A 15237-nucleotide genomic window follows, 5' to 3' on the forward strand; every position below is an offset into this window, starting at 1 on the left:
TGGGTTCAGGCAACGTCCCCATGCACCAACCTCTCAAACACATCCACCGTCCCCATCTGCCCCCCCTTCAGCATGATCTCCATGCCATCGAGCGTCGCATCGTCGCTGTGCACCCTGCACAGTGACGCGCCGGCGCCCATGTCGGCCGCATAGGACAACCCCCACGCATCGAGCGCCTGCACGCCGTGGCTCGAGGTATCCCCGCCGGCGATGCCGACGCGTTTCAGCGGGGTTGTCGCCAGCACCTTCGCCAGCAGGTCGCCGCCAGCGCGTGCAAGGGCTTGCGCATCGAGCGCGGCACCTGAGGGCGCTGCGTTGGGTGTGCGGGTGCATGCCAGCACGTTGTGCCCGCGTCCCAGGCTGTACGCGATCGCCTCCGCATGACCGGCCAGGGCCGACGGGTCGCGTTGCGCTAGCTTCTGCGCATCGAGCCACACGATGTCGAACGACGACGATGCGGCCACCTGGCGCGCGGTCACCGGCGACAGGCTGCCGGCCAGCACGAGCACGGGGCCCCGCGCGGGCGTGACGCGCGCTCGCTCGGCCGTTGCACCACCGCGCCCCTCGCGCGATGCGGGCATGGCCGTCGCCAGCGCGTCGACCACGCTGCTGGGCCCCACCGCCAGCATCGTCGAGTTCCGCGCGCGCGCCCACAGCACGTCGCCGATGGCCGCGAGTTGCGATGCATCCGCCACGTCGAACAGCACGGCGTCCGCGGGCGGCGACTTCAATGCCTGGCGCAGCGCAGTGTCCAGCGCGTCGCTGCCGCGCGACGCCGCCGTGAAGGGCACGGAGCACACGTCCGGGAGACCCTGCTTCGACAGGTGCACGCGCAGGTCCGCCTCGTCCATGGGCGTCACCGGGTGCCGGCTCATCGTCGGATGGCGGTCGATGCGGAACACCTCGCCGCCGCTGCCCGCCGCCGCGAACAGGTTGCCGAACAGGCAGTAGCGGCCCAGGTTGGGCTGCCCGCCGACGATCGCGGTCCATGGCTGCTGCACGGCCGCGCGCAGCACGCGCACGGCCGCGCCGATGGAGCCGATGTGCGGTGCGCTGTCGAAGGTCGAGCAGGTCTTGTAGTGCAGCACGCGCGCACCCAGCGAGCGGAAGAGGGCGGCCACGGGCCGCAGCTCGGCCTGCATCTCGTCGGGTGTCATGGCGCGCGCGGCGCCCGCGATGCCGAGCACGTCGAGGGCACCCGCGCGTTCGAGCCGCGCCGCGTCCGGCGTCTTCAGGAACAGCAACGCGCGCAGCCCGGCGCGCGCGGCGGTGCCCAGCGTGTCGGTGGCGCCGGTGAAATCGTCGCCGTAATAGACGACCGCCGGACGCGGCCTCATGGCTTGCCGAAGAAGGCGAGGGCGTGCGCCAGCTCGGGCTGGTCCTTGGCGGCCTCCGCCAGCGGCACGCCCGCGCGCGCGGCCGACCAGGCCTGCCGGATGCTGGTCACGCCGGCCGCCGCGCCGTCGGGGTGCGCGAGGATGCCGCCGCCCGCCATGAAGAGCAGGTCGTCGCTGCCGATGGCCTGCCAAGTCGCGGGCACGGTGCCGGCCCACTGGCCGGAAGAAAACGCTGGCATCACGCGGTCGTCCGCCGCATCGGTCAGCGGCGTGTAGCAGTCCTGCGCAGATTCGATGACTTCGCTGTCGGGTTGCGAGAACTTGCCCTGCAGTCCGTGCACATGCATGTGGTCCACGCCCGCCAGCCGCCACAGCGTCTGGTAGGCCTGGAACGAGATGCCCAGCAGCGGGTGCCGCGACAGCGCGCCATAGCCGTTGCGGTGCCCGTGCAACGCCAGAGCGGTGTGCCGCCGCAGCGTCTGCATGCCGGAGTGGCCGCACCAGTTCAGGCTGGCCATCACGCAGGAGCCGCCTTCGCGCTCGACGAGGTCGGCGTGGCGCTTCATCGCGTCGGTCTCGTCGGTGATGTTGAACGCCACCATCACGTGCTTGCCGGTGCGCTGCTGGTGGTCGCGCACCACGGCCATCACGGCCGGCACGCGCTCGGCCAGCGGGGCGTGCGCGGGGTCGGCGCACACCTCGTCGTCCTTGATGAAGTCGACGCCCGCGGCGCAGAGCCGGCCGACCAGTTCGGCGGTCTCCGCGGCGCAGAGGCCCACGTTCGGTTTGATGATGGTGCCGACCAGCGCACCGCTCGCCACGCCGGTCGCGCGGCGCGTGCCTGCAATGCCCACGCGCGGCATGTCGAACTGCGCGCGGTAGGCGGCAGGCACTTGCAGCGATTCGAGCCGCAGCCCGGTCACTTCGCCCAGGTCGTACAGGTTGCCCGATACGGTCGCGGCCAGCGTCGGCAGGTTCGCGCCGATGTTGGCTACCGGAAACGCGATGTCGACATGCGCGCGACGCCACGGTCCCTTCGCCCCTTTGCGTTCGAGCAGCGCGTTGGGCAGCGAAGGCACGCTGGCCGAATCCAGCTCGGTGATGGCCTCGACCGTCGCGCGCGCCCGTTCGCGCAGCGCATCGGTCTCGCCTTCGACGCGGGTGAAGGTGCCGCACGACTGCTCGCCGGCCATCACTTCCGCCACGGCGGCCAGGTCGTGCGGCGTCTCGATGAGGTAGCGCGCGCGGATGCGTTCGGGCGCCATCGTGCTCACAGCTTGCTCAGGTCGGGAAAGGGCCGCACCGGTTCGCTGCCGTCCCAGCCTTCGGAGGCGCTGCGGATCAGGTCGAACATCTTGCCCTTCGGCCCTGCCACTTCCGACAGCTCGATGACGGTGCCCGGGTGGTACTCGGTGTCGAAGTAGATGAAGCGCCCGCGCTCGCCCACTTCGCCGCTCATCACGGGCTTGAAGCCTTGCGCGGTGAGGCGTGCCAGGTCGGTGTCGTAGTCGGCGGTCCAGTAAGCCACGTGCTGCAGCCCGGTGCGCCCGGCCTGCAGGAAGTCGCGGTACATCGAGGGCACGTCGTTGCGCGTCTGGATCAGCTCGACCTGCACGTAGCCCGAGTTGGCCAGCGCCACCGAGTTGTGCGGCTCGTGCGCCTCGCCGTTGTAGCGGTAGTTCTTGATGGGCACCTTGGGGTTGTAGAACCACGGGCCCACGCCCAGCTTGGTGCTCCAGTAGTCCATGGCGGCTTCGATGTCGTGCACGACATAGCCCAGTTGGCGGATCTCGCCGAGGAATCGACTCATTTCAGTTGGCTCCGTGGATGTGAGTGTGTTGTTGTGTTCAGAATTTCAGGAAGCCGGTCGAGAACCACGGAAACGCGGCCACGATCACCAGGCCGACCAGCATCGCGCCGATGTAGCCCCAGATGTGCTTGATGCCTTCGTCGGGGTTGACCTTGCTCACGGCGCACGCGCCGTAGTAGCCCACGCCGAAGGGCGGCGCGAACAGGCCGATGCCCATCGAGAAGATGACGACCATGGCGTAGTGCACCTCGTGCACGCCCGCGGCCTTGGCAATGGGAAACAGCAGTGGGCCGAACAGCACGATGGCCGGAATGCCTTCGAGCACGCTGCCCAGCACGATGAAGGCGACGATCGACACCGCCAGGAACCCGTAGGCCCCGCCGGGCAGCGTGCCCATCACCCGCGCCAGGTCCTGCGAGAAACCCGACTGCGTGAGGCCCCAGGCCATGGCGGTGGCGCAGCCCACGATGAAGATGATGGCGCCCGACAGCGACGCGGTGTCGACCAGCATCGGCTTGAGCCGCTTCCAGTCGAACTGCCGGTACACGAAGAGCCCGACCAGCGCCGAGTACACGATGCCGATGGTCGACACCTCGGTGGCGGTGGCCACGCCCTCGACCACGGCCGCACGGATCACGAAGGGCAGCAGCACCGCGGGCAGCGCGACCATCAGCAGCTTGCCGATCTCGCGCTTGCTGTAGCGCTGCACGCCGCTCAGGTCTTCGCGGCGGTAGCGCCACCACACGACCGCGCACAGCGCCGCGCCCAGCACCACGGCCGGCAGCAGGCCGCCCGTGAACAGCGCGGCAATCGAGATGCCGGTGACCGAGCCGATGGTGATCAGCACGATCGACGGCGGAATGGTCTCGGTCTGCGCGCCGGTGGCCGACAGCAGGGCGACCAGGTCGCCGGGCTTGGCGCCGCGCTTGACCATCTCGGGGAACAGCACGGGCGCAATGGCCGCCATGTCGGCGATCTTGGAGCCCGAGATGCCCGACACCAGGTACATGGCACCGATGAGCACGTAGGAGAGGCCACCGCGCACATGGCCCAGCAGGCTGGCCAGGAACTGGATCATGGCGCGCGCCATGCCGGTCATTTCGATGAGCGCGCCCAGGAAGATGAACAGCGGCACCGCCAGCAGGATCAGGTGCGACATGCCTTCGTCGAGCCGCCCGACCATCACCAGCATGGGCGTGCGCGTGGTGAGCGCCAGGTAGCCGAAGGTGGCCAGCGCGAACGAGAACGCAATGGGCACGCCCGACAGCACCGTGGCCGCCACCACCACCACGAAGAAGATCACCAGGTTGAACTTGCCGAGCGTGGCGAACAGCGGCGCCGCGAGCCAGAAGGCGCCGACCAGCGCGGCCATGCCGAGCAGGGCGACGGCAATCTGCCGGCCGGTGCACACGCGCAACAGGCGCAGCAGCGCCATCACCAGCATGATGCCGATGCCCGCCGGAATGGCCGCCGCGCGCCATGCGTTGCTGATCTCGAGCGCGGGCGTGACGATGAACGACTCTTCGTGCGCGTAGTCGATCGACGGCCAGATGATGAGCACCAAGAACGCGACCGACGCGGCAATGGCGAAGGCGTCGAGCATGGCGCGGGTCTGCGGCTGCACCTTCTGCACCAGCGCGGTCATGCGCATGTGCTCGCCGCGGCGCAGCGCCACCACGGCGCCCAGCATCGACAGCCACAGGAAGAGGATGGAGGCGAGCTCGTCCGACCACACCAGCGGCGCATGGAACACGTAGCGCGACACCACGCCGGCGAACAGCACGCAGATCTCGGCCAGCACCAGCAGCGCGGCCATGGCCTCCACGGCGCCGCCGATCGTCCGGTCGGCGCGCGCGGCCAGCGCGCTCAGCGGGTTGGCCGAAGGGCCCGCGCCCGCGAAGGTGGCCGCTTCGAAAGTCGATTCATGCGCCATGGGTGATCAGGCCAGCTTGCCGACCGCGCCTTCGAGCAGCGCCCAGGCCTCGGGGCCGAAGCGGCCCTTCCATTCGCCGTAGAAGCCCGACTCGCGCAGCTTGGCGCGAAAGCTGTCGGCGGTGGGGCGGTTGATGGCCAGGCCCTTGGCCTGGAGGTCGCCCACCACCGACTCGTTGAGCTTCCTGATGTCTTCGCGCTGCTGCATGCCGGCTTCGTTGATGGCGCGCGCCACGATGGTCTTCAGGTCGTCGGGCAGCGCGTCCCAGGCGCGGCCGTTGGCAATGAACCAGTAGCCGTCCCAGATGTGGTTGGTCAGCGAGCAGAACTTCTGCACCTCGAACAGCTTGGCCACCTGGATGATGGGCAGCGGGTTTTCCTGCGCGTCGACGATCCTGGTCTGCAGGGCCGAGTACACCTCGCTGAACTGCAGGCTGGCGGGCGCGGCGCCCAGGCCCTTGAACATCGAGATCGACAGCGGGCTCACGGGCACGCGGATCTTCAGGCCGTCCATGTCCTTGGCATTCGCCACGGCAGCCTTGCTGCTGGTGGTCTGGCGAAAGCCGTTGTCCCACATCTTCTCGAAGGCATACAGGCGCGACTTGGCGATGGCGCCACGCACGTGCGCGCCGAGCTTGCCGTCCATGGCGGCCCACACCTGGTTGTAGTCGCTGAAGGCGAAGCCCACCGCGTTGATGGCGGCCACCGGCACCAGCGTGGCAATGACCAGGGCCGAGGGCGTGAAGAACTCGATGCCGCCCGAGCGCACCTGGGCCAGCATGTCGGTGTCGCCGCCGAGCTGGTTGTTCGGGAAGATCTTGATCTCCACGCGGCCCTTGGTTTCCTTGGCGATGCGGTCGGCCGCCTCCTGCGCCCGCACATTCAGCGGATGGCTCAGCGGCAGGTTGTTGCCGTACTTGTACGAGAACTCGGCGGCGCGCGCGATGCGCGGCACGGCCGACACGATGCCGGCGGCAGGGAGGGCGGAAAGCGTGCGCAGGGCACTGCGGCGGGTCAGCGAGGTCATGTGTGTCTTGTCTCCGTGAGTCTTCTGAGCTGGCGGTGTGAATGATGCAATCTGATGCACCATTCAATTCGAGTCACAGCGAAGATAAAAGCCTGCATGATCCGGGTCAAACTTTTGGCTGATGGTTTTTGATGTATGCGGGAAAACCCTTCAATCATTTCTGCGCCGGCTTCGGCACCCGTATCGGCACCTGCGCCGGCAGCGGACACGGCGGCTTTGCCTGACGCGCGCCGCGCCCGCGTGGTCGACATCGCCCGCGCCGCGCAGGTCTCGACCGCCACGGTCGACCGCGTGCTCAACCGCCGCCCCGGCGTGCGCGACGCCACGGTGCAGCGCGTGCTCAAGGCCGCGGGCGAGCTCGACTACCTGCCGGGCCCCGAGCTGTACGCGGCGCTCACGCCGCCGCCGCTGCGGCTGGTGTTCCTGCTGCCGGCCGGCACCAACCGCTTCATCCGCATGCTGGGCGACATGGTGGGCTACTCGCAGGAGCACTGGGCGCCGTTCAACGTGCAGTGCCGCACGGTGTTCATCGAGAGCTTCAACCCGCACGAGCTGGCCGACGCCCTGCGCCGGCACGGCCAGCGCTGCGACGGCATCGCGATGATGGCGCTGGAGCACCCCGCGGTGCGCGAGGCGGTGGCCGCGCTGGCGGCGCGCGGGCTGCCGGTGGTCACGCTCATTTCGGACCTGTCGAACTCCGAGCGCGCGGCCTTCGTGGGGCTGGACAACCGCGCGGCCGGGCGCACGGCGGGCTACCTCATCGGGCGCTTCATCGGCGCGCGCACGGCCAAGGTCGCGCTCATCGCGGGCAGCCTGAGCTACAAGGCGCACGAGGAACGCGAGGCCGGCTTCCTGCACGTCATCGACGAGATGTTCCCGCGGCTCGAGGTGGTGGGCCTGCGCGAAGGGCAGGACGACGCGGGCAAGAACTACCGCCAGACGCGCGCGCTGCTGGAGCAGCACCCCGACATGGGCGGCATCTACAACATCGGCGGCGCGTCGGACGGCGTGGCGCGCGCGCTGAAGGAAGCGGGGCGCGAGCAGAAGGTGGTCTTCATCGGCCACGGGCTCACGCCCGACACGCGCGCGCTGCTGATCGACGGCAGCATGGACGCGGTGATCACGCAGAGCCCGCACACCACGCTGATGAGCTGCGTGCGCATCTTCACCAACCTGCGCGACAAGCGCGAGGCGCTGAGCGGCGTGGAGACCACGCGCAGCCAGGTGATCTTCAGGGAGAACCTGCCCTAGCCGACGCGCTTTCCGACGCGCTTTCCGCCAGCGCTTTCCGGCAGTGCTTTCTTCAGGCGTGCGCGCCGGCCGGCGCGGTCATGCGCTGCAGCAGCGGCTGGCGCGCCAGCACCGCGTCGCGCGGGCCGTGGTCGAGCACGCGCCCGGCCTCCATCAGCACCACGGTGTCGAAGCGCTCCAGCAGGCTCAGCCGGTGGATCGATGCGATCACGCAGGCGTCGGGAAAGGCCTCGGCGATGCGTGCGAGCACGCGGGCCTCGGTGCTGGCGTCGAGCGCGCTGGTGGGCTCGTCCAGCAGCAGCAGCGAGCTGCCCTGCGCCGCGAGCACGCCGCGCGCCAGGCACAGCCGCTGGCGCTGCCCGCCCGACAGGTTGAAGCCGCGCTCCGACACGGCGGTGTCGAGGTTGCCGCTGGTGGCCTTCAGCACCTCGTCGAAGGTGCTGGTGCGCAGGGCCGCGAGCAGCAGCGCGTCGTCGCGCGGCTGGCCGAAGGCGAGGTTCTCGCGGACGCTGGCCTCGAAGAGCTCGGTTTCCTGCGGGATCAGCGTGGCCACGCGGCGCAGCCGGGCCCAGTCCATGGGCTGGCCGTCGAACAGCAGCGTGCCGCTGTGCGGCGGATACAGCCCGGCCAGCACGCGCAGCAGCGTGCTCTTGCCGCCGCCGCTCGGGCCGACCAGCGCCACGCGCTGGCCGCGGCGCAGCGTGAGCGCCACGTCGTGCAGGCCGCTGCGCGCGGGTTCGGTGCCGGTGTCGGCTTGGGCATCGGTCGGGATGTCGGCCGCCTCGGGCCACGCACCGCGCGCGGCGTAGCGCCACTGCAGCGCCTGGATGTCGAGCTGCCGCCACGGCGCGTCGGCAAGGATGCGTTCGCGCTCCGGCACCTGCTCGGGCGGCGCGGCGAGCACGTCGCACGACGGCGCCTGCCAGATCGGCTCGGCGCTGCTGTAGTCGGTGTGCATGCGCGCGAAGAAGCTGAAGTTGGCGGCCACCGAGGTGAGCACGCCCGCGGCCTGCTGCGCGTACTGGTAGATCATGAACACCGCGCCCAGCATCACCACCTGGCCCGGCGCGCGCGCCTGCCACACGTAGACCACCACCAGGCCCCAGGTCAGCGCCAGCCCCATCACGTCGACCGCGAACCACTTGCCTTCGTTCAGCACCACGGTGCGCTTCAGCGGCAGCGAGATGGCCGCCATGCGCCGGCGCAGCAGCAGCCGCGACGCGCCCTGCAGGCGCAGGCCGATCACGGTCGAGGCGTTGCCCAGGAAGTCGAGCAGCGCGGCCACGTAGCGGCGGTCGGCGTCGTTCTCGGCGCGCGCCAGCTTCATCAGCGCGCGGTCGATGCGCACGATCACCAGCCCGATCAGCACGTAGCCCGCCAGCGCCGTCACGCCGCTGGTGCGCGACAGCAGCGCCAGCGCCACCAGCGGCCCGACGAAGTTGACGGCGTTGGTGAGCCAGATGAACTGGTTCTGCGCGAAGTCCGACAGCGCCCGACTGGCCTGGTGCACGCGGTGCTGCAGCTCGCCCGAGTGGTGGCCGTCGTGCCAGGCCAGCGGCGCGCAGGCGATGCGCGCGTAGAGCTCGTCGGCCAGCCGCTCGCGCACCTTCATGCCGACGTTGCGCTCCAGGATGCGGCCGGGGCCGTGCAGCACCCACGCGCCCACGCACACGCCGGCCAGCGTCGCGATCCAGCGGCCGGCGCCACCCAGGTTGCCGCGCTGCAGCGAGTTGATGGCCTGCCCGGCAAGGTAGGGCAGCGTGAGGCGGATGAGCTGCGACGAGGCCAGCAGCGCGGTGGCGCCCAGCAGCTGGCCGCGCGCGCCTTCGGCGAAGTGCCAGAGCGCCACGTAGAGCTGGCGGATGGCGTTGCCGGGGTCGAGTTGCTTGTCGGGGGTCTGCATGCGTGTCAGGCCGCTTTCCGGAATGTGAGGTTGATGCGAAGCGCGCCCAGCAGCGGGTGCGGCTCTTCTTTCAGCGGCAGCACGCCGTGGTAGCGCAGCCGGTCTTCGCCGCCCCACACCACCACATCGCCGTGCGCGAGCGGCACGCGCACGGCCTTGTCGGTGCGCGCCAGCCCGCCGAACAGGAACAGCGCCGGCATGCCGAGCGACACCGAGACGATGGGCGCGCCGTAGTCGTGCTCGTCCTTGTCCTGGTGCAGCGACAGCCGCGCGCCGGGCGCGTAGCGGTTGACCAGGCAGGCGTCGGGCACGAAGCCGTCGAAGCCGGCCGCGGCGGCGGCCTCACGCGCCAGCCGCGCGAAAGTCCCGGGCATGGGCGGCCAGGGCAGGCCGCTGTCGGGGTCGGTGGCGCTGTAGCGGTAGCCGCGCCGGTCGCTGGTCCAGCCCAGCGCGCCGCAGTTGGTGAGCGCCACGGACATGGTGAAGCCCCCGGGCGTGACGAGGTGGCGAAACGGCGCGCGCGCCGTCAGCGCGTCGATGGCCGGCAGCAGCGCATCGACGAAGGGCAGGGCGAAGCCCGGCAGCACGAAGGCACCGGGACCGAGCGGCTCGCGCGCCTCGCGGGGCGGGTCGTCGAACAGGGCAAGCGTCATGCGGGACATTGTCACCAGCCTCCCGTACCCGGGCCCGTGCGCGGTTTTTTATGAAGTTTTCGTGACAAAGCGCAGTCCGGCGTGCCGGCTTCCGTCTTGTCAGGAGACCCCACGCGACCGTCCGCCTCCATGCCCCCCGCCACCTTGTTCTCTCGCCTCCGCCGGCCGGCGTTGGCCGGGCTGTGCCTGGCCCTGGTTGCCGCCCTGGCTACCGCTTTCAGTGCCGCTTTCACCGTCGCCCGGGCCGACACCGCCTTGCCCGACACCAACGCCAGCGGCGTCTTCCTGAACGCCGCGGGCGACGTGCTGACCGCGCGGCACGCGGTGACCGGCTGCCGCACGCTGTTCGCCGTCAAGGGCGCGCAGGTGGCGCAGGCCGCGGTGATTGCCGCCAGCCCGGAGCTCGACCTGGCGGTGCTGCGCACCACGCTCACGCCGTACCTGAGCGCCACGCTCGCGCTCAGCGACGCGGCGTCCGGCCACAGCGTGGGCGTGTTCGCCGAGGCCTACGCCGTGCTGCAGCGCCTGCCCGACCGCGCCGCGCTGCTGAGCAACGCGATGACCGTGCCGGGCGTGGACGGCCTGCAACTGCTCTCGGGCGTGAAGCCCGGCGCCAGCGGCAGCGCCGTGCTGGGCGCCGACGGCCTGCTGCTCGGCGTGGTGGTGGAGCGCGTGCCCGCCGCGCCGCACGCGGGCGGCATGGTGCTCAGCCGCGCGTCTTCCAGCGCCGCGGTGACGGGCGCCACGCAGGTGCGCGCGGTGCCGGCTTCGCAGCTGCGGCAGTTTCTTCGCGCGCACGACATCGCCTTCACCGAGAGTGCCAGTCCCCAGCTGAGCCCCACGCAATCGCCGGCCGCGCGGGCATCGACCCTGTCGGTCGGTGTGCTGTGCGGCTGAGCTTCATTCCAGAAAGACCCATGAACGCTTCCTCGAAAACCGCGCCCCGCTGGGGCCGCCTGCGCCTGGCGCTGGGCTGGCTCGGCCTGGGCCTTGCCGGCGCCGCCGTCCCCATGGCCACCATGGCGCAGACGCAGCAGCAGGTGCCGCAGCACTGGGTCAGCTACGCCAACCTCGCGGGCAACCAGCTGCAGTCGTCGCTCAGCGACCCGGCCAGCGACACGGTGGTGCGCCTGCATGCGTGGATGCAGGCGCGCATGCTGAAAGAGGGGCAGCCCATTCCGCCCGCGCCGGTGGTGGTGCGCGTGTGGGTGGCGCCCAACGGCAAGATCGATCGCGTGGCCTTCGACTCGCTGGGCGACGCACAGGCCGACACCGACCTGCGCGCGCTGCTCACCGCGCAGCCGCTGGCCGAGCCGCCGCCGCGCGACATGCGCCAGCCGATGGTGCTGCAGCTCACGCTGAGCTTCGTCACCAACAGCTGAGCGATGAGAGTCTCGCGCGCCCGCAGGGCGGCGGCCAGGGGTGCGCTCGCGCTCGCGCTGGCCTGCCTCGCAACCGGCTCGCCGCTGCACGCGGCCATGCCCTGGCCGGCTTCGGGCCTGTCGCAACTGGTGAAGGACTACGGGCCCGCCGTGGTGCACATCGGCGTGGAGCGGCCGTCGGCGCCGGCGCGGCGCTTCAGCGACCGCTGGCTCTTCCTGGCGCCGGGCGCGGGCGTGCAGCCCCAGCCCGCGCCGGCCGACGAAAGCAGCCTGGGCACGGGCTTCATCGTGAGCGCGGACGGGCTCATCCTGACCAACGCGCACGTGGTGGCGCGCGGCACGCAGATCAACGTCAAGCTGCCCGACCGGCGCGAGTTCAAGGCGCGGCTGGTGGGGCTCGACGCGGTGGCCGACGTGGCGTTGCTCAAGATCGACGCGGGCGGCCTGCCCACGGTGCGCATCGGCGAGCCGTCGGGCGTGGAGCCCGGCGACGGGGTGGTGGCCATCGGCTCGCCCTACGGCTTCGGCAACTCGGTCACGGCCGGCATCGTGAGCGCCAAGGGGCGGCTGCTGCCGGGCGCGGAGTACATGCAGTTCCTGCAGACCGACGTGCCCATCAACCCCGGCAACTCGGGCGGCCCGCTGTTCAACCTGCGCGGCGAGGTGATCGGCATCAACTCGCGCATCTACAGCCGCAGCGGCGGCTACCAGGGGCTGTCGTTCGCCATTCCCATCGACGCGGCCATGCGCATCAAGGACCAGCTGCTGGCCACCGGCACCGTCACGCGCGGGCGCATCGGCGTGTCGGTGCAGGAGGTGGGGCAGGCGCTGGCCGACACCTTCCGCCTGCCGCGCCCGGCCGGCGCGCTGGTCAACTACGTGGAGCCGCGCGGCGCGGCCGACAACGGCGGGCTGAAGCCGGGCGACGTGATCCTGTCGGTGCAGGGCCGCGACGTGGTGCAGGCGGCCGATGCACTGGGCTTCATCGCCGAGCAGAAGCCGGGCGATGCGATTCGCCTGCGGGTGTGGCGCGAGCGCACCGAGCAACTGCTCGAGGTGCGCGTGGAGGGCTTCGACACACCGCGCCTGCCCGCGGCCGCCGGCACGGCGCCAGCGGCTTCGCCACCTTCGCGCCTGGGCTTCGCCGTGAGGCCGCTGGCACCGGCCGAGCGGCAGTTCCTGCGCGTGGACGGCGGGCTGCTGGTGCAGCGCGTGAACGCGGCGGCCTCGCGCGCGGGCGTGCAGCCGGGCGACCTGATCCTGGCGCTCAACGGCCAACCCATCGACACCGCGGAGGCGCTGGTGCAGGGGCTGGACGTGGCCGACGGTGCGGCCGCGCTGCTGGTGCAGCGCGGCACCACGCGCATCTTCGTGCCGATCTGCGCGCGCCCGGGCATGCCGCGGTGCTGACCCGGCGCGGCCGCGCCACCGTGCCGCGTCATTCGAGCGTCACGAAGCGTCCCTAGCATGCGGCTCGACATGCCCCCCGGGCGGCGGCCTTCGCCGGGCGTATCGATCTCATGCGGCATGAACCCTCTTTTTTCTCTCTTCCTGCAAGCCTCGCGCTCGCCGCGTGCATGACGCTGGCCGGCGCCACCGTGCGCGCGCAGGCCGAGGCCACTCGCTTCGACATCGCGCGCCAGCCGCTGACCGCCGCGCTGGAGCAGTACGGCCTGCGCACCGGCCTGCCGGTGTTCTTCGACGCGGGGCTGGTGGCGGGGCGCGAGTCGACGGCCGTGCAGGCCACGGCCACGCCGGCCGCGGCGCTGAACACCTTGCTGCAGGGCACGGGCCTGGTTGCCGACTACGCGGGCACCGGCGCCACCGCGGCCTTCGTGCTGAAGGCGGCGCCGTCCGCGTCCGCCGGTGCGGGGCCGCTCGCGGCTGAAGCGCAAGCCGACGCCGCATCCACATCCGCTTCCCGCGGCCAAGGCGGCCATGGCGGTTATGACGGCCTGGTGCAGACCCGCATCTGGGAGGCCTTCTGCGGCAACCCGCGCACCGCGCCCGGCGGTTACCGCGCCGCGATGCGCTTCGTGGTCGACGGCACCGGGCGCATCGCCCACGCCTTTCTCCTGGGCACCAGCGGCGACCGTGCGCGCGACGGCGCCATCCTCGACACGCTGCGCCAGGTGCGCATCGACGGCCCGCCGCCGCCCGACATGGCGCAGCCGCTGACGATGCTGATCCTGCCGCGCTCGCAGACGCCGGGGCTCGAATGCCCCGGGCGCCGCTGACCGATGCCCGAGAACGCGCTGCCGGCGCTGCGCAACTTCCTGGTCTCGCGCTACGACGAGCTCAAGCAGCGGCTCGCGCGGCGGCTCGGCAACGCCGAGCAGGCCGGCGACGCGCTGCAGGACACCTGGCTGCGCCTGGAAAGCCGCGACGACATCGACGGCGTGCGCGACCCGGCTTCCTACCTGCTGCGCGTGGCGGTCAACCTGGCCTACGACCAGCTCGGCCGGCACGGCCGGCTGGCCACCAGCGAGGAGATCGACGCGCTGCTCGAGGAGGCGCCCGACCCCGCGCCGGGCCCCGCGCAGATCGCGGAAGACCGCTCCGAGATGGCCGCGCTGGCCGCGCTCATCGCGCGCATGCCGCCGCGCCGCCGGCAGGTGCTGGTGATGGTGCGCTGGGAGCACCTGCCGCAGCGCGAGGTGGCGGCGCGGCTGGGCATTTCGCTGCGCACGGTTGAAAAGGAGCTCAAGGACGCCCATGATTTCTGCGCGGCCCGCATGGGCCGGCCGCTTGCGTCGCCGGGGCCGCATGAAAAATAAGATGCGGTTCGCCGCGCCCAGAACCGTCTGATGGATATGAACCTCCACGTCGAGCCAGACCCGGCAGGCCAAGGCCAAGGCCAGACTGGGCCGCAGACCCAGCACCAGCGCGAAGCGCAGGCCTGGCTGCGCCGGCTCACCTCCGGCGCGGCCACGCAGCGCGACCTCGAAGGCTTTCGCCGCTGGCAGCAGGCGAGCGACGCGAACGCGCAGGCGTTCACCGAAGCCCGGCGGCTCTGGAAGGCGCTGGACCCGGCCATCGGCCAGATGCTGGCGCAGCAGCCGCAGTTGCGGGCCGCGCACCGGCCGGCGGCACCCCGGCCCGTGCTGCCGCGCCGCGCCTTCCTGGGCGCGGCCATGAGCGCGGCCGGCGTGGCGGGGGTGGCCGCGGCGGTCTATCCGCCGCTGGGGCTGTGGCCGTCGGTGAGCGAATGGAACGCCGACTTCCGCACCGCCACCGGCGAGCAGCGCGCCGTGGTGCTGGCCGACGGCGTCGACCTGGTGCTCAACACGCAGACCAGCGTGCAGCGCCAGACGCGCGACGGCCGCACGGTGGGCATTGACCTGATCGCGGGCGAGGCGGCGGTGGACCTTTCCGCCGTGGCCGGTGGCGCGCCGGGTACCACGCCGGGCACCACGTCAGGTGTCACGCCAGGTCCGGCGGGCGCGCCTTTCCACGTGGTGGCGGGCGCCGGCCGCATCGACGCGCAGGCCGGCCGCTTCGAAGTGCGCTACCTCGACGGCAGCGCCTGCGTCACCTGCATCGAAGGCAAGCTGAGCGTCGCGCATGCCATGGGGTCGCGCGTGCTGCAGGCCCACCAGCAGGTGGTGTACGACGCGGCATCGATCGGCGGCGCGGCCGACGTGGCGCCGGCCGATGCCTCGGCCTGGCGCACCGGCGTGCTGGTGTTCCGCCAGACGCCGCTGTCGCGCGTGGTCGCGGAAATCAACCGCTACCGGCCGGGCCGCGTGGTGCTGCTGGCGCGCGGGCTGGCCGACCGCGCGGTGAGCGGGCGCTTTGCCATTGCCGCGCTCGATACGGTGCTGGTGCAGATCCAGCGTTCGTACGACCTCGATGCGCGCGCGCTGCCGGGCGGCGTGCTGGTGCTTAGCTGATGTTTGTGACAGCTTGATTGGCCCCCGTGCCCGGTCAGGATTCCTGAAA

General features: G+C 71.4%; 14 protein-coding genes. 7 read left to right on the top strand and 7 right to left on the bottom strand.

Annotated features, from left to right (window positions below):
- Window positions 1–5: 5 nt before the first annotated feature.
- Genes BM013_RS30255 through BM013_RS30275 form a run of 5 tightly spaced genes read right to left on the bottom strand, consistent with a single transcriptional unit; the run spans window position 6 to window position 6106 of the window.
- Window positions 6–1337: a four-carbon acid sugar kinase family protein gene (locus tag BM013_RS30255; RefSeq protein WP_093132019.1), complete on the bottom strand. Its 1332-nt coding sequence runs from the start codon at window positions 1335–1337 to the stop codon at window positions 6–8.
- Window positions 1334–2602: a ribulose-bisphosphate carboxylase large subunit family protein gene (locus BM013_RS30260; RefSeq protein WP_093132259.1), complete on the bottom strand. Its 1269-nt coding sequence runs from the start codon at window positions 2600–2602 to the stop codon at window positions 1334–1336. The genes BM013_RS30255 and BM013_RS30260 overlap by 4 nt, the downstream gene beginning before the upstream one ends.
- A 5-nt stretch (window positions 2603–2607) precedes the next feature.
- On the bottom strand, window positions 2608–3147 hold the full coding sequence (locus BM013_RS30265) for a VOC family protein (protein ID WP_093132021.1): 540 nt from the start codon (window positions 3145–3147) through the stop codon (window positions 2608–2610).
- A 37-nt stretch (window positions 3148–3184) separates the two neighbouring features.
- Entirely contained in the window at window positions 3185–5080 is a 1896-nt protein-coding gene (locus tag BM013_RS30270) for a TRAP transporter large permease (RefSeq protein ID WP_093132023.1), read from the bottom strand.
- 6 nt (window positions 5081–5086) lie between these two features.
- Complete coding sequence (locus BM013_RS30275; protein ID WP_093132025.1) at window positions 5087–6106, bottom strand: TRAP transporter substrate-binding protein; 1020 nt, start codon at window positions 6104–6106, stop codon at window positions 5087–5089.
- A 135-nt stretch (window positions 6107–6241) separates the two neighbouring features.
- Here BM013_RS30275 and BM013_RS30280 point away from each other — a divergent pair, with 135 nt between their 5' ends.
- The gene (locus BM013_RS30280; RefSeq protein WP_256221778.1) at window positions 6242–7357 is read left to right on the top strand and encodes a LacI family DNA-binding transcriptional regulator; all 1116 of its coding nucleotides are present in this window, start codon (window positions 6242–6244) and stop codon (window positions 7355–7357) included.
- A gap of 52 nt (window positions 7358–7409) precedes the next feature.
- Here BM013_RS30280 and BM013_RS30285 read toward each other — a convergent pair whose 3' ends face one another.
- Both BM013_RS30285 and alkB read right to left on the bottom strand, forming a co-directional pair.
- Window positions 7410–9260, bottom strand: a complete 1851-nt coding sequence (locus BM013_RS30285) for an ABC transporter ATP-binding protein (protein ID WP_093132029.1) — start codon at window positions 9258–9260, stop codon at window positions 7410–7412.
- A 5-nt stretch (window positions 9261–9265) separates the two neighbouring features.
- The gene (gene alkB, locus BM013_RS30290; RefSeq protein ID WP_093132031.1) at window positions 9266–9913 is read right to left on the bottom strand and encodes a DNA oxidative demethylase AlkB; all 648 of its coding nucleotides are present in this window, start codon (window positions 9911–9913) and stop codon (window positions 9266–9268) included.
- 144 nt (window positions 9914–10057) lie between these two features.
- Here alkB and BM013_RS41420 point away from each other — a divergent pair, with 144 nt between their 5' ends.
- The 6 genes from BM013_RS41420 to BM013_RS30320 all read left to right on the top strand — a co-directional run bounded on the left by BM013_RS41420 (window position 10058) and on the right by BM013_RS30320 (window position 15188).
- The gene (locus BM013_RS41420; protein ID WP_177225619.1) at window positions 10058–10810 is read left to right on the top strand and encodes a S1 family peptidase; all 753 of its coding nucleotides are present in this window, start codon (window positions 10058–10060) and stop codon (window positions 10808–10810) included.
- A gap of 20 nt (window positions 10811–10830) precedes the next feature.
- Window positions 10831–11295, top strand: coding sequence for an energy transducer TonB (locus BM013_RS30300; protein WP_093132035.1), 465 nt, complete (start codon window positions 10831–10833; stop codon window positions 11293–11295).
- Window positions 11296–11298: 3 nt separating this feature from the next.
- Entirely contained in the window at window positions 11299–12705 is a 1407-nt protein-coding gene (locus BM013_RS30305) for a trypsin-like peptidase domain-containing protein (RefSeq protein ID WP_093132037.1), read from the top strand.
- A gap of 167 nt (window positions 12706–12872) precedes the next feature.
- On the top strand, window positions 12873–13532 hold the full coding sequence (locus tag BM013_RS30310) for a secretin and TonB N-terminal domain-containing protein (RefSeq protein ID WP_093132039.1): 660 nt from the start codon (window positions 12873–12875) through the stop codon (window positions 13530–13532).
- A 3-nt stretch (window positions 13533–13535) separates the two neighbouring features.
- Window positions 13536–14072 (top strand): RNA polymerase sigma factor, encoded by a 537-nt coding sequence (locus BM013_RS30315; protein WP_093132041.1) that lies wholly within the window; start codon window positions 13536–13538, stop codon window positions 14070–14072.
- Between the two features lie 30 nt (window positions 14073–14102).
- Window positions 14103–15188, top strand: a complete 1086-nt coding sequence (locus BM013_RS30320) for a FecR family protein (RefSeq protein ID WP_093132043.1) — start codon at window positions 14103–14105, stop codon at window positions 15186–15188.
- Window positions 15189–15237 lie beyond the last annotated feature (49 nt).

The organism is Variovorax sp. OK605, assembly GCF_900115445.1.
Lineage (GTDB): Bacteria > Pseudomonadota > Gammaproteobacteria > Burkholderiales > Burkholderiaceae_C > Variovorax.